13 protein-coding genes and 1 riboswitch are annotated in these 13857 nt (G+C 36.2%); of the genes, 10 read left to right on the top strand and 3 right to left on the bottom strand.

All coding sequences use genetic code 11. The features are described from left to right. The first annotated feature begins 40 nt into the window (after positions 1–40). Genes BW946_RS15015 through BW946_RS15005 form a run of 3 tightly spaced genes read left to right on the top strand, consistent with a single transcriptional unit; the run spans position 41 to position 2635 of the window. A complete protein-coding gene (locus tag BW946_RS15015) occupies positions 41–781 on the top strand; it encodes a YebC/PmpR family DNA-binding transcriptional regulator (RefSeq protein ID WP_076596963.1) in 741 nt (246 codons plus the stop codon). Between the two features lie 57 nt (positions 782–838). After that, positions 839–1663 (top strand): UDP-2,3-diacylglucosamine diphosphatase, encoded by an 825-nt coding sequence (locus BW946_RS15010; RefSeq protein WP_076596962.1) that lies wholly within the window; start codon positions 839–841, stop codon positions 1661–1663. Continuing rightward, positions 1664–2635 carry a glycosyltransferase family protein gene (locus BW946_RS15005; RefSeq protein WP_076596961.1) on the top strand — a complete coding sequence of 324 codons (972 nt, stop codon included), beginning with the start codon at positions 1664–1666 and terminating at the stop codon, positions 2633–2635. It abuts the gene before it with no gap. Here the strand turns inward: BW946_RS15005 and BW946_RS15000 are convergent. Then, positions 2624–2914 (bottom strand): GNAT family N-acetyltransferase, encoded by a 291-nt coding sequence (locus BW946_RS15000; RefSeq protein ID WP_062673684.1) that lies wholly within the window; start codon positions 2912–2914, stop codon positions 2624–2626. The two genes, BW946_RS15005 and BW946_RS15000, sit on opposite strands and share 12 nt — an antisense overlap. Positions 2915–3080: 166 nt before the next feature. Then, the gene (locus BW946_RS14995; RefSeq protein ID WP_076596960.1) at positions 3081–3830 is read right to left on the bottom strand and encodes an RDD family protein; all 750 of its coding nucleotides are present in this window, start codon (positions 3828–3830) and stop codon (positions 3081–3083) included. Positions 3831–3858: 28 nt separating this feature from the next. Here BW946_RS14995 and BW946_RS14990 point away from each other — a divergent pair, with 28 nt between their 5' ends. The 7 genes from BW946_RS14990 (at position 3859) to BW946_RS14960 (ending at position 10743) form a co-directional block, all read left to right on the top strand. Further along, entirely contained in the window at positions 3859–4842 is a 984-nt protein-coding gene (locus BW946_RS14990) for a stage II sporulation protein M (protein ID WP_076596959.1), read from the top strand. After that, entirely contained in the window at positions 4826–5788 is a 963-nt protein-coding gene (locus BW946_RS14985; RefSeq protein ID WP_076596958.1) for a DUF4013 domain-containing protein, read from the top strand. The genes BW946_RS14990 and BW946_RS14985 overlap by 17 nt, the downstream gene beginning before the upstream one ends. Further along, positions 5781–6572 (top strand): DUF4129 domain-containing protein, encoded by a 792-nt coding sequence (locus tag BW946_RS14980; protein ID WP_076596957.1) that lies wholly within the window; start codon positions 5781–5783, stop codon positions 6570–6572. Before BW946_RS14985 ends, BW946_RS14980 begins: the two co-directional genes overlap by 8 nt. Before the next feature lie 11 nt (positions 6573–6583). Further along, positions 6584–7741 carry a hypothetical protein gene (locus BW946_RS14975; RefSeq protein ID WP_076596956.1) on the top strand — a complete coding sequence of 386 codons (1158 nt, stop codon included), beginning with the start codon at positions 6584–6586 and terminating at the stop codon, positions 7739–7741. 112 nt (positions 7742–7853) lie between these two features. Beyond that, complete coding sequence (locus BW946_RS14970; RefSeq protein WP_076596955.1) at positions 7854–8885, top strand: AAA family ATPase; 1032 nt, start codon at positions 7854–7856, stop codon at positions 8883–8885. Between the two features lie 67 nt (positions 8886–8952). Next, a complete protein-coding gene (locus BW946_RS14965; protein WP_076596954.1) occupies positions 8953–10275 on the top strand; it encodes a DUF58 domain-containing protein in 1323 nt (440 codons plus the stop codon). A 48-nt stretch (positions 10276–10323) separates the two neighbouring features. Next, positions 10324–10743, top strand: coding sequence for an OsmC family protein (locus BW946_RS14960; protein ID WP_076596953.1), 420 nt, complete (start codon positions 10324–10326; stop codon positions 10741–10743). Between the two features lie 188 nt (positions 10744–10931). Here the strand turns inward: BW946_RS14960 and BW946_RS14955 are convergent, their stop codons facing one another. Continuing rightward, positions 10932–13547, bottom strand: a complete 2616-nt coding sequence (locus tag BW946_RS14955; protein WP_076596952.1) for an MGH1-like glycoside hydrolase domain-containing protein — start codon at positions 13545–13547, stop codon at positions 10932–10934. 188 nt (positions 13548–13735) lie between these two features. Continuing rightward, positions 13736–13842: riboswitch (SAM riboswitch) on the top strand. Positions 13843–13857: the final 15 nt, after the last annotated feature.

Genomic DNA, 13857 nt, shown 5'->3' with positions numbered 1-13857 from the left:
TTGACTTTTGAGTAATTTTGTTGGAAATTTAAAAATTAAAATGGGAAGAGCATTTGAATATAGAAAAGCTTCTAAAATGGCCAGATGGGATAAAATGGCCAAGACATTCTCTAAAATAGGAAAAGATATTGCACTGGCTGTAAAAGCAGGTGGAACAGATCCGGAATCCAATCCCGCGTTGAGAAGATGTATCCAGAACGCAAAAGGGGCTAATATGCCTAAGGATAATGTTGAAAGAGCCATTAAGAAAGCGAGTGGTGCAGATGCAGAAAACTATGAAGAAATCACTTATGAAGGTTATGGACAAGGTGGTGTTGCATTTTTTGTAGAATGTACTACAAACAATACAACAAGAACTGTAGCCAACGTAAGGGCTATCTTCAACAAGTTTGACGGTAACCTTGGTAAAAATGGTGAATTAGCATTTATTTTCGACAGAAAAGGAATTTTTACAATAGATTTGGCTCAGATCAAAATGGATTGGGATGATTTCGAAATGGAAATGATTGACGGAGGAGCAGAAGATGTAGAAAAAGATGAAGAAGAAGTAATGATTACCACAGCTTTTGAAGATTTTGGTTCTTTATCTCACAAATTGGATGCGCTGGGAATTGAAGCAAAAAGTGCAGAACTTCAAAGAATTCCAAATAATACAAAAGAAGTAAACGCAGAACAGTTCAAAGCGAATATGAAAATGCTTGAGCGTTTTGAAGAGGATGATGATGTGCAGAACGTTTATCACAACATGGAAATTACTGAAGAGCTGATGAACTCTTTATAAAAAATAATATAGCATTCATATACAGTTAATTTTCAATTAGTTTCTTTGTACAAAACTATGAAAAGAAACGTTGAATTAGTTGTTATATCGGATGTTCATTTGGGAACTTATGGATGTAAGGCTAAAGAACTGTTGAGATACCTCAATTCTATCCAGCCTAAAACTTTAGTTTTAAACGGTGATATTATTGATATCTGGCAATTTAAAAAGTCTTACTTCCCTAAACCTCATTTGAAAGTAATCAGAAAGATTCTTTCATTAGCTACCAAGAAAACAGATGTCTATTATATTACAGGCAATCATGACGAAATGTTCCGTAAGTTCACAGATTTTGAACTGGGAAAACTTAAAGTCTGTAATAAAATCTGTCTGAATATCGATCAGAAAAAAACCTGGATTTTTCACGGGGATGTTTTCGATGCATCCGTCCAGCACTCAAAATGGATCGCCAAACTCGGTGGAAAAGGTTATGACCTTCTGATTATTATCAATAATGTTGTAAATTGGTTCTTAGAAAAAATGGGTAAAGAGAAATACTCATTTTCAAAGAAGATCAAAAACAATGTGAAAAAAGCGGTAAAATATATCGGAGATTTTGAATTGACGGCTTCTGAGCTGGCTATTGACAACCAATATGATTATGTGGTGTGCGGGCATATCCACCAGCCTCAGATTCGTGAGGTAGTTAATAAAAAAGGATCCTGTACTTATTTGAATTCCGGTGACTGGATAGAAAATCTTTCTGCTTTGGAGTATCATGATAAACAATGGAGTATTTTTTATTATGATGAGCATAAACATTTACTGAAAGATGATGAAGCAGAAGAAATCCAGGAGATGGATAATTCAGCTCTTTTAAAGATTGTAACCAACTTTTCCTAAATGAAGATTTTGTATGCATTCCAGGGTACTGGAAACGGGCATGTCGCCCGAGCACAGGAAATCATTCCTCTTCTCAAAAAACATGCATCTGTGGATACCCTGATCAGTGGTCATCAATCGCAATTGAAGGCTGATTTTGATATTAATTTTCAATACAAAGGTATTTCTCTTATCTATAATAAGACAGGAGGCTTATCTTACCGAAAAACATTTACCGAAAATAAATTCTTTGAAGCAGCTAAAACAATCAGAGAGCTGGAACTGTCACAGTATGATTTAATTATTAATGATTATGAACCTCTGACAGGTTGGGCTTCCAAGCTGAAAAAGCTGCCAATGATAGAACTCAGCCACCAGGCTTCCATGAGTTTTCCTGAAACCCCCAAACCAAAGGAAAAAGATTTTCTGGGGGAAATGATTCTTAAATATTATGTTCCCAGCGAAAGAAAAATAGGATTCCATTTTGAAAATTATCATCCACAGATCAAAAAACCTGTAATCAGAAGAAAGATCAGAAATCTGAATCCTTATAAACATGGATATTATCTTGTTTATCTTCCCAGTTTTGCAGATGAGAATATTATTAAGGTTTTAAGAAAAATTCCTGTGGAGTGGAAAGTATTTTCAAAATACAGCAAAGTACAGGTAAGGGTGAAAAACGTGGAAGTATTTCCTATTGATGAAACTCAGTATTTGAAATTCTTTGAAGGCTGTGAAGGGGTTTTGTGCAACGCAGGTTTTGAAAGTCCGGCAGAAGCATTGTTTATGGATAAGAAACTTTTCGTAATTCCTATCCACAATCAATATGAACAGGAATGCAATGCATGTGCTCTTGACAAAATGGGAATACCCAATTCCAAGGTTTTAAGTCTTCAGGAAATTATGGAGTGGGTAGCTTCCGATCATCATCTAAAAGTAGATTATCCGGATGATATTGAAGATATCCTGCTCAACGAAGTTTTAATTCTTTAAAAATATATCGTCCACATCACTCATTCTCATCATCACAGATCTTGCATAGGAACAGTGCGGATATACTTTCCAATTGTTTTCTCTGGCAAATTTGATGGCTTCTTCCACTAAAAATTTTCCCATTCCTCTTCCTTCGAATTCAGGGTGTACCAATACAAAAGAAATAATGAATTTATGATCTTCAGGGAAAATTGTATAGGTAAGTCTCCCTACTTCTTTTGTTTCATTGTTTAGAGTAAGAACTCCGCCGTTTCCGGATTTATTGTTTTCAAATTTCATGATTCAGGACTTTAATGATAAATATACAAAAATTGCACCGAGCTTTGCGTAAGCAATAAGCAATAAGCAATAAGCAATAAGCAATAGAGAATAGGCTTTGCTGTTAATTTTTCAACATTTTTAAATTAACCGTTCACTTGCGAAGCAAAATTGACGATCAACTCTACTAATTGTCTTTTCCTGTATAATAGTTGTAATCTTTGATAATAACATTGATGAACTGTCTTTCCGTCATTTTAGTGGGATCTATTTCCAGTTTCAGAATGCTTTTGATTTTTTCAGACAGTTTACTGATGATCTGGCGGTCGTCTACTTTCAGAGCTTTGGTATAATTATCTTTGATGATTCTCATGTCGTTATCACTCAAAGCAATCACCTGAGGGAAAGAAGGAATATAATTTTCATGGATATTCTCCAGGATTGTATGAGAAATATTGATGTTGTTCTTTAGAGAAATAACAGCTGTTCCGGAAGCTATGTCACCCAAACGCTGATTATTTTTAGAAACAATCATAGAAATAAGTCCTACTACTCCGGCAAATGAAACATCTACAATTCTGAAGACCCACCGGATCATATAATCAGCGAAGCTTGCCTGGTAACCGTCAATCTTCACTACTTTGATTTTCATGAGCTTTTTACCAGGAGTCTGACCTTCCATCAAGCTTTCCATTACAAGGGGATAAATATAAACAGGAAAGGTAAGGACAAGATATACAGCCTGTATTGACCAGCTGTCAAGACCCTCTAAAAGATATCCCAAATCAAAAATATTGAAGAACAGATACAGGATAATTACCACGTAGGCAATCCTGATCAGAAGATCAATAATAAAGGCAAGCATCCTTTCTCCTACACCAGCAATATTAAAATTAATATTTACATTTTGTGAGGTATTTATCGCAATTTGAGACATATTTTTTATTATTTTAGCCTTAACAATTATGAGAGAAGTTTATTTCATTAAACAAAATAAAGAAAAATGGTTGGGAATCGAACAGGTTATTCAAGGGAAAATAAAAAAAAATCCTGATGACCTGTCTTCACTGTATATAAACCTGATCAACGATCTTTCTTTTGCCCAGACTTATTATCCCAAAAGCAATACTACCGTTTATCTGAATCATTTATCTGCCCAGATTTTTCAGAAGATCTATAAAACAAAAAGGGTGGAGGAGAACAGGCTGGTATACTTTTTCAAAACGGAAGTTCCGCTGCTGATGTATCAGTACCGGAGATATCTGATGTATGCGTTTCTCTTTTTCATTTTATTTACCTCAATAGGAGTACTTTCTGCTGTTTATGATAAAAGCTTTGTGAATATTATCCTGGGTGAAGGGTATGTGAATGAAACTATTGAAAATATTAAAAATAACAATGCTGTAGGAGTGTATCAGAGTGGAAGCACTTGGGGAAGTACGATCGGGATTATTTTTAATAATATTCAGGTAGGAGCGAAGTTGTACATTTACGGAATTGCCGGAGGAGTGGGAACATTATTCGCACTACTTTCCAACAGTGTGATGCTGGGGGCTTTTCAATATTTTTTCTATGATTATGGTGCATTGAAAGAGAGTGCAAGAGGAATATGGCTTCATGGAGTCTTTGAAATTTTTGCCATGGTAGTGGAAGCCATGTGCGGATTGATTCTGGGAGCTTCTATTTTGTTTCCGAGAACGTTTTCGAGATTTAATTCTTTTAAAAAAGGATTTAAAGATTCATTTAAAATATTTTTGAGTACGGTTCCTTTCACTATTTGTGCAGGGATTATAGAAGGTTATGTCACCAGACACGCATTGAAGATGCCTCTGCTTTTGAACCTGATCATTATTTTAGGCTCACTGGCAATCATAGGATTCTACTATTTTGTATATCCGTCTGTTGTCTACAAAAAAACTAATCAACACATCCATGATACAATTTTATAAAAAAAGAGATTTTGGAACTTTTATCAGTGATAGTTTCAATTTTTTCAAATTATACGGGAAGAATTATTTTAAAAACTATATCCTGATCAATGGCTTGCTCCTGATTTTAATGGTAACCGTTGTAATTTTCGGGTATAAAGAACTCTTTTCGCAGATATTCGGATCCAATCTTAGCGGCGAGACCTATTATTTTGAACAGTATTTTGCAGAAAATTCCGGAATGCTGATTACAGTAGGATTACTGACTTTCCTGCTTTTTATGATTCTGATGATTGTCAATTATCTGTATCCAGTTTTTTACTTAAAAAGAATTGCACAGGGAGCAGAAAAAATAAAGACAGATGAAATTCTTGGCGACTTTAAAAACAATGCCGGTAGAATTGTAAAGCTGTGTCTGGGAATGATCTTTATTGTTACTCCGGCAATTTTATTCGTGGTAGGTTTTTCTTATATCCTGATTTTTATTATTATCGGGTTGTTTCTCATCCTGTTGCTTTATCCAACAATATTTAATTTTACTACCTTTCTGATGTATGATTATTTTAATTCGGACAGAGGCTTCTGGGGAAGTCTGAGTTATTCTTTGCGTTCTCAGTTTTCTTACCCGCATGGAAGTGAAAAATCTCCGTTCTGGAAATATTGGGGATCTGCCTTTGTAATGTTTATTATCATTTACATGGCAACATCTATATTCACATTTATCCCGATGATGTTTTTTTACGGATCGCTTCTTACCTCTACACCGGACGGAAATTTTGAACAGAATCCTTTTACCGGAACTGCCGGAATCATTTTTTTTGTATTCTACGGAGTTTCCATGTTGCTTTCATTTTTTCTATCTAATCTGATGTATGTGAATGCGGGATTAATGTATTATGACAGCAGAACAGATCTTCACCAGAAAGTAGAATTGGCAGAAATAGATACGATTGGAATCAATGAATAAAATTCTTTTTTTCATACTGTTTTTTTTCTCTCTTGGGCTGGTTCAGGCTCAGGATGATGCTCCGGTTTCTGATGATCTGGCAGATTCATTATATACAACCGGACATTACAGGAATATGCTTCGTGCAGATTCTGTACTGATGAAATATCCGGTATCGGAGAATGAGGTGTACCCCAAAACATTCAAAGAAAACATTCCGTCGAGATATAAAGGAAATGAATTTGATTACTCCGTTTCAAAACCGAGAGAATCTTTCTTTCAAAAACTGATGCGGAAGATTAATCAGATTATACAGGGAATCTTTGGAGATACAGCACTCAATAAGTCGGCGGAACTTACGACTGTTCTTATTCGTCTCTTTGCCATTGTTCTTGTTGGGTTTCTGCTTTATTTCATCATCAGATATATCATGGGCAAAGACGGAAATTTTATTTTTGGTAAAAAGAATAAAAAACTGGAGCTTAATGTGCAGGAGCTTCATGAAAATATCCACGAAATTAATTTTCCTGAAAGTATCGCAAAATTTGAACTTGCAGGAGATTACCGTTCTGCAGTTCGTTACCAATTCCTGTTTATCTTAAAAAAGCTGAGTGACAAGAAACTGATTAATTGGAATCCTGAAAAAACAAATAAGGACTATGCCGCAGAGCTAAAAGCTCCTCATCTGAAAAATGACTTCTCTAATCTGTCTTATATTTTTGATTATGTCTGGTACGGAGAGTTCAATATTGAAGAAGAAAGCTACCAGAAATTTAAAAATCAGTATCAGGCATTTAAACCATAACAATAATAACCATGAATAAAACTTTCAAAACATATGCTGTAATTTTCGTCATTGTGATGATTGTTCTGGCATTGCTTGAAGTTAACAAAAAAGAAACAACAGACTGGCGGAAGAATTTTGATATCAATGAAAAGTCTCCCTTTGGATTGTTTGTTTTTAATAATGAAGCTAAAGATCTTTTTAAAAATAATCTGAAAAAAATTGAGCAGATCCCCTACGAATACTACAGCCAGCATAAAAAGTCCCCTCACAATATTGTAGTTATTGAAAATAATATTGACAGAGAGTCCTGGAATGAAATTCTGACTCAGGTATCTGAAGGCTCAGACGCATTTCTGATGGTGACCCGTATGCCTAAAGAAATTTCAGACAGCATTGGATATTATGATTCTGAAATCTCTTTTGAAGAAGAAAATGTATTGAAACTTACCGATAAAAAATTTCAGAATGATTTCATTAAGCTGGATAAATTCCCATCGGGGAGAGGGTTTTCATTCATTAAACCCAGAGTGGAAGTACTTGGAAAAACGGTAGAAAGAAAGAATACAGATCAGGCGAACTTTATCAAAGTAAAGTTTGGTAAGGGATACATCTATGCGCATGCGGAACCACTTTTTCTGACGAATTATTATCTTCTGAAACCCGGAAATGTAAAATACGCTCAGGACGTGTTTTCATATCTTCAGGATAAGGAAACCCTATGGTTTGTCTCAAACAAAAGCTCTGAATCACGGTTTTTTATGAGATTTATATTGTCAAATCCGGCTTTAAAATATGCTTGGTGGATATTTTTAGGAGGCTTGATTCTTTTTATCTTCTTTAATGCAAAAAGAAAACAAAGAATAGTCCCTGTAACGGAACCATTGAGAAATACTTCCCTTGATTTTGTGAAAAGCATTGGAAATCTGTATCTTCAGGAAGGCGATTTTCATGATATGATGGCCAAGAAAGCTCAGTACTTTCTGAACAAAGTGAGAATGGATCTGTTGATAGATACCCAGCATTTAGATGAAGAATTTGCAAAAAAATTACATTTGAAAACCGGGAAAACCATGGAAATGATCAATGAAGCTATGGCACTTATCAAAAAAGCTCAGGATCCTTACGCCAGCGTAATGAAAGAAGATCTTACAAGGATCAATAAGCTCCTTGATGAAATACTTAAATAATATAACAATAGAATAACCTAACCATATAAAAGTTTTCAATGCTAAAATCTAAGCTCGTTAACATAAATTTAATTGTAGATAAGCATTGTTAAACAGACAAATTAAAATTATTATGGAAAACTTTGATAACCCCAATATAGAAAACCAAAGCGCTATCAATCTTAATAAACAGGAAGAGCAGTTTCAGTCGAGAATCAATATGATAGAACTTCGTGCAAGTCTGGAGAAAGTAAAATCTGAGATCGGAAAAGTGATCGTAGGACAGGAGAAGATGATTGAACATCTTTTGGCCGCATTACTTTCCAACGGCCACGTTCTTATTGAAGGAGTTCCGGGAGTCGCGAAAACAATCACTGCGAAATTATTAGCCAAAACCATAGACGTGGGTTTCAGCAGAATCCAGTTTACACCGGATCTTATGCCTTCTGATATTTTGGGAACATCCGTATTCAATGTGAAAAACTCAGAATTTGAATTTAAAAAAGGGCCTATCTTCTCCAATTTCATCCTGATTGATGAGATCAACAGATCGCCGGCAAAAACACAGTCTGCATTATTTGAAGTTATGGAAGAAAGACAGATCACAATGGATGGAACACGTTATACTCTGGAAGAGCCTTTCCTGGTGATCGCTACTCAAAATCCGATAGAACATGAAGGAACGTATAGACTTCCGGAAGCGCAGCTGGACCGTTTTCTATTCAAAATCAATGTAGGATATCCTAATCTTGAACAGGAAATCGCGATCATTAAAAATCAGCACGAAAGTAAAAAAGAGGATAAAACAGAAGGAATCAACCGCGTTATTACAGCTGAACAATTGAAAAACTATCAGCATCTGGTAAAAGAAATCATTGTGGAAGCCCAATTGATGGAATATATTGCGAAAATTATCATCAATACAAGAGAAAACCAATTCTTATATTTAGGGGCTTCCCCAAGAGCTTCATTAGCACTTCTTACGGCATCAAAGGCATTTGCGGCATTACGAGGAAGAGATTTTGTAACTCCTGAAGATATTAAAGAAGCAAGCTACGCTGTTTTAAGGCACAGAGTAATCGTATCTCCGGAAAGAGAGATGGAAGGTCTTACCGCAGATGAAATTATCCGCCAGATTTTAGAAGGAATAGAAATACCGAGATAGGTTAGTAGAGAGAAGAGTTTGGATTATAATTTCTAAACCCTTTCATCTGCAACCTGCAACCCAACCCATGAAAAACTTATACATTAATACACGTTTCTTTTTTGCACTCATCGGAGTGGGGATTCTGTATGTCCTTGCATTTTTCTTTCCGGTACTGATGTGGGCTGCCCATATCGTACTCCTGCTATGTTTTCTGGCCGCAATGGTAGATTTTCTGTTGATTTTTAATCAAAAAAATGCCTTACAGGTTCAAAGAATTCTGCCGGAAAAGCTTTCTAACGGAGATGAGAACTTTGTGAAAATTGATATTAAAAACAATTACAGCTTTACCATAACCACTAAAATTATTGATGAAATTCCGTTCCAGTTTCAGAAAAGAGATTTCTTGATTGAGAAGCAGATTGCGTCCGGAGCCAATACATTTTTTCAATATTCATTAGAACCCAAGGAAAGAGGAGAATATCATTTCGGAGGTTTGAATTTGTATGCATCTTCACCATTGGGATTCGTCTCCAAAAGATTTATTTTCCAGAAAGATGCCATGCTTCCTTCTTATCCATCTTTTATTCATCTCAGAAAATACGAGCTGATGGCCATTCAGAGTGAATTTTTGTTAGGCGGAATCAAGAGAGTGAGAAAACTGGGACATACCATGGAATTTGAACAGATCAAAGAATATGTACAAGGAGATGATATAAGAACGATCAACTGGAAAGCCACTTCCAAAACGAATCGTCTAATGGTTAACCAGTTTCAGGATGAAAAATCACAACGTATTTTTATGCTGATTGATAAAGGACGAACCATGAAAATGCCTTTCAACGGATTAAGCTTACTGGATTATTCCATCAATGCAACGATGGCATTATCACATATTATTTTAAGAAAAGGAGACCGGGCCGGAATGATGACATTTTCTAAAAAAGCGGAGAATAAAATTGCTGCAGATAATAAATCCGGACAGTTGAAGAAAATCTCTGAAGCTCTTTATAATATTAAAACAGATTTCTTCGAAAGTGATTTCAACCGTTTGTATCAGGACGTAAAATATTCCATCAATCAAAGAAGCTTGATTCTGCTTTTTACCAATTTTGAAACCCTGGACGGGCTGAACCGGCAGCTGAAGTATCTTCGCGGAATTGCTAAAAATCACTTGCTGGTAGTGATATTCTTCAAAAATTCAGAACTGCAGACGCTGATCAACAAAAATCCTGAAAGTACGCAGGAAATCTACGACGAAATCATTGCTGAAAAATTTGAGTTTGAAAAGAAACTGATCATCCAGGAACTCCGCAAATATGGAATCTATACAGTATATACCCTTCCAGAAAATTTGAATATTGATGTTATCAATAAATATCTGGAGATAAAAGCGAGAGGAATTTTATAACTTTGTAGAAGCAATAAGCAATAAGCAATAAGCAATAAGCAATAAATAATGAAAATTACACTTAACAGAATAAACGACGACTTTTTATTTGAATGTACCAACGCTCAGGGAAACTCCATTCTTTTGGATAATACTTCCCAGCCGGGAGCGAAAGGTGTTTCCCCGATGGAAAGTGTACTGATGGCTGTGGCAGGATGCAGCGGAATTGATGTAGTTTCTATTTTAAAGAAGCAGCGTCAGGAGATCAAAAGTTTTCAGGTAGAGGTAGAAGGAGAAAGAGTACAGATAGAGGATGCAAAACCTTTTAAATCAATTACCGTTAAATTTCTTCTGGAAGGAGAAATTGATCCTAAAAAAGCACAAAAGGCTGCGGAACTTTCTTTTGAAAAATACTGTTCCGTATCCAAAACGTTGGAACCGAATGTAGAAATCGGATACGAAGTATATCTGAACGGAGAAAAAATTTAATCTCTTACATAAAAGAGCAAAGAGGCTGTCTCAAAAGTCAAACAATCTGGCTTTTGTCATTCTGACGAAGGAAGAATCTCATTGATAACCAAACATATGAGATTCTTTACTACATTTCATTTCGTTCAGAATGGCACTTTTGAGACAGCCTCTTTTTTTATTACTCATTACCAATTACTCATTGCTTATTAAAAGGTAAGTCTTGGTTTTATCAGTTTTGCCACAGTTGCGGTCCATCCTGTTTGGTGGGAAGCCCCTACGCCACGGCCGTTATCTCCATGGAAATACTCAAAGAAGGTAATATAATCTCTGAAATGTTCATCATAATTGAATTTCGGATTCCCTCCGTTGAAAGCCCTTTGCCCATGTTCATCCTTTAAAAATATAGAACAAAGTCTTTTGCTGATATTTTGAGCCACTTCATCAAGGTTTCTCTTGTCGCCGCTGCCTGTTGGAAGTTCTACTTTCAGGCTGTTTCCATAATAATAATGAAAACGTTGCAGACTTTCTACAATCAGAAAGTTGATAGGAAACCAAATGGGTCCGCGCCAGTTGCTGTTTCCGCCAAACATGCGGCTGTCACTTTCTGCCGGCGTGTAGTAGACCATGTTTTCCTTTCCATGTACTGAGAATACAAACGGATTTTCTTCGTATACCTTAGACATGGCACGGATTCCGTAAGAACTCAGGAACTCATTTTCATCAAGCATTCTGGTCAATACCTTTGTCAGTCTGTTTTTGCGGAGTATACTCATCAGGTGTTTTCTTCCCTGTCCTTCTTCGTCCCAGTGGGAAACCAGCTTGGTGAGTTCCGGCTTATTTTTTAAGATCCATTCCATTCTGGTCCTGAAATTCGGCATCTTTTCCAATAAATGATGATCTACAATTTCAACGGCAAACATAGGGATTAAACCTACAATACTTCTTAGTTTTAAAGAAACACTGTCTCCGTTTCCGAGCTGTAGTACATCATAGAAAAATCCGTCTTCTTCATTCCAGAGACCTTTTGTGCCTTCACCCAGATTTTCCATCGCTTCAGCGATATAAAGATAATGTTCAAAAAATTTGATCGCCATATCTTCGTACACCTTGTAATATTGGGCAAGTTCCATCGCAATACGCATCATATTCAGTGCATACATCGCCATCCAGCTTGTTCCGTCTGCCTGTTCCAGATGCTGGCCATCCTTTAGTTCCATATTCCGGTCAAAAGCTCCGATATTATCGAGACCAAGGAAACCGCCACCAAAAATATTTTTCCCTTTTTTATCCTTCCGGTTCACCCACCATGTGAAATTAAGCAGCAATTTCTGGAAGACTTTTTCTAAAAATAATAAATCCGGCTTTCCGTTATTTTTTTCATCAATTTTAAAAACCCGGAAGCATGACCATGCATGTACAGGAGGGTTCACATCACTCATATTCCATTCATAGGCAGGAAGCTGTCCGTTGGGATGCATGTACCATTCTTTTGTAAGCAGCAAAAGCTGTCCCTTGGCAAATTCAGCATCAATGATGGAAAAAGGAACACAGTGAAATGCCAGATCCCATGTTGCATACCATGGATATTCCCATTTATCAGGCATAGAAATAATATCCTTATTATGGAGATGATTCCATTCTGTATTTCTTACATATTCGTTGAAATTTCTTGGTGCTTCAAAGTTGGGATCACCTTTCAGCCATTTTCCTATATTATAATGATAGAACTGTTTATTCCAGAGAAGTCCGGCAAAAGCCTGTCGCTGTACATTTCTTTCATCTTCGTTTACGGTGTCATTCTGAATTTCTTTATAAAATTCCTCAGCTTCAGCCTGCCGCGTATTGAAAATGGCATCAAAGTTTTCAAAAGGCTCATCGGTCTCTTCAGGGCATAATCTGAATTCAAAAACTTTTGATTCTCCGGCTCCGATAAGCTCATCAATCAGAAAAGAGGCTTTTGTTCCCCGCTTTTCGGGATTTACTGTATTCGTTTTATCAGTAATGAAATTATTGATTCCGTCTTTGAAATACATATTTTCAGGAGCAGGAGCTCCGTAAAGTTTAGACGTATTGGTTTCATTATCACAAAATACACTTTCTGAGTTTGAGTTCCTGGAATAGAATTTCTTGATCGAAATGCTGTCGTGTTCAATGTTAATACTTCCGTCGGGAGATGCATTGATTTCTCCCTTATACGTATTGTATCCCCATTTCCAGTTGTTTCTGAACCATACAGTCGGAGCTACCAGAATAGGAGCTTCATGCTGACTTCGATTGCATACTGTTATTCTGGCAAGAATATCATTGTGATCGGCTTTACAGTATTCAATGAAAATATCAAAATATTCATCATTATCGAAAATTCCGGTATCGAAAATCTCATATTCCGGTTGCTTTTTGCTGCGTCTTCCGTTTTCTGCAACAAGCTCATCGTAAGGAAATTCATTAATTGGATATTTATACACCATTTTCATATAGCTGTGAGTAGGCGTATTATCCAGATAATAAAAGATTTCTTTGATGTCTTCCCCATGGTTCCCCTGAGGATTGCTCAATCCGAAGAACCGTTCTTTTACCATTTTGTCCTTCTTGTTCCAGAACGAAAGAGCAAAACACAAAAGCTGCTTTACGTCAGAAATTCCGGCAATGCCTTCTTCACCCCAGCGGTAGGCATAGCTTTCGGCATTATTATGATTGGTAAAGTTCCAGGCATTCCCGTTCGGGCTATAATCTTCGCGTACATTTCCCCACTGCCGGTTACTTACATAAGGTCCCCAGTTTTTCCATTTGATATCTTGTAATCTATCTTTTTCGGCGGTCATATCTCATCATTTTTCCACACGAAGTTAGTTTTTTTGACAAGTAATTCCAATTTTTTTCATCTGAATAATTATTAATATAGTCTTGAAATGCTTGTGTTTAAGGGCTTTTTTAAATATTAAAATAATTTTTTTTTGAAATTAAAAGAAAAGAACTACCTTTGCATCATTCGTTCATTCAAATATTGAAAATGTTATCAAGAAAGGTTGAGGGATTAGACCCTATGAAACCTTAGCAACCCTTTGTGCAAGCAAAGAAGGTGCTACGTTCTACCAAAGTATTTTGGACAGATAACTTACTGAAGTTCTTTTC

Origin of the sequence: Chryseobacterium sp. RU33C (genome assembly GCF_900156015.1) — a bacterium.
Taxonomy (GTDB): domain Bacteria; phylum Bacteroidota; class Bacteroidia; order Flavobacteriales; family Weeksellaceae; genus Chryseobacterium; species Chryseobacterium candidae.
This window is presented reverse-complemented; position numbering and strand designations above follow the sequence as displayed.

What these genes read in the sequence shown, in the direction of transcription:
- BW946_RS14990 (WP_076596959.1), top strand. Translation starts at nt 3,859, where the DNA reads ATGAGAGAAGTTTATTTCATTAAACAAAATAAAGAAAAATGGTTGGGA.
- BW946_RS15015 (WP_076596963.1), top strand. Translation starts at nt 41, where the DNA reads ATGGGAAGAGCATTTGAATATAGAAAAGCTTCTAAAATGGCCAGATGG.
- BW946_RS14975 (WP_076596956.1), top strand. Translation starts at nt 6,584, where the DNA reads ATGAATAAAACTTTCAAAACATATGCTGTAATTTTCGTCATTGTGATG.
- BW946_RS14995 (WP_076596960.1), bottom strand. Translation starts at nt 3,830, where the DNA reads ATGTCTCAAATTGCGATAAATACCTCACAAAATGTAAATATTAATTTT.
- BW946_RS15000 (WP_062673684.1), bottom strand. Translation starts at nt 2,914, where the DNA reads ATGAAATTTGAAAACAATAAATCCGGAAACGGCGGAGTTCTTACTCTA.
- BW946_RS14980 (WP_076596957.1), top strand. Translation starts at nt 5,781, where the DNA reads ATGAATAAAATTCTTTTTTTCATACTGTTTTTTTTCTCTCTTGGGCTG.
- BW946_RS14960 (WP_076596953.1), top strand. Translation starts at nt 10,324, where the DNA reads ATGAAAATTACACTTAACAGAATAAACGACGACTTTTTATTTGAATGT.
- BW946_RS14970 (WP_076596955.1), top strand. Translation starts at nt 7,854, where the DNA reads ATGGAAAACTTTGATAACCCCAATATAGAAAACCAAAGCGCTATCAAT.
- BW946_RS15010 (WP_076596962.1), top strand. Translation starts at nt 839, where the DNA reads ATGAAAAGAAACGTTGAATTAGTTGTTATATCGGATGTTCATTTGGGA.
- BW946_RS15005 (WP_076596961.1), top strand. Translation starts at nt 1,664, where the DNA reads ATGAAGATTTTGTATGCATTCCAGGGTACTGGAAACGGGCATGTCGCC.
- BW946_RS14965 (WP_076596954.1), top strand. Translation starts at nt 8,953, where the DNA reads ATGAAAAACTTATACATTAATACACGTTTCTTTTTTGCACTCATCGGA.
- BW946_RS14955 (WP_076596952.1), bottom strand. Translation starts at nt 13,547, where the DNA reads ATGACCGCCGAAAAAGATAGATTACAAGATATCAAATGGAAAAACTGG.
- BW946_RS14985 (WP_076596958.1), top strand. Translation starts at nt 4,826, where the DNA reads ATGATACAATTTTATAAAAAAAGAGATTTTGGAACTTTTATCAGTGAT.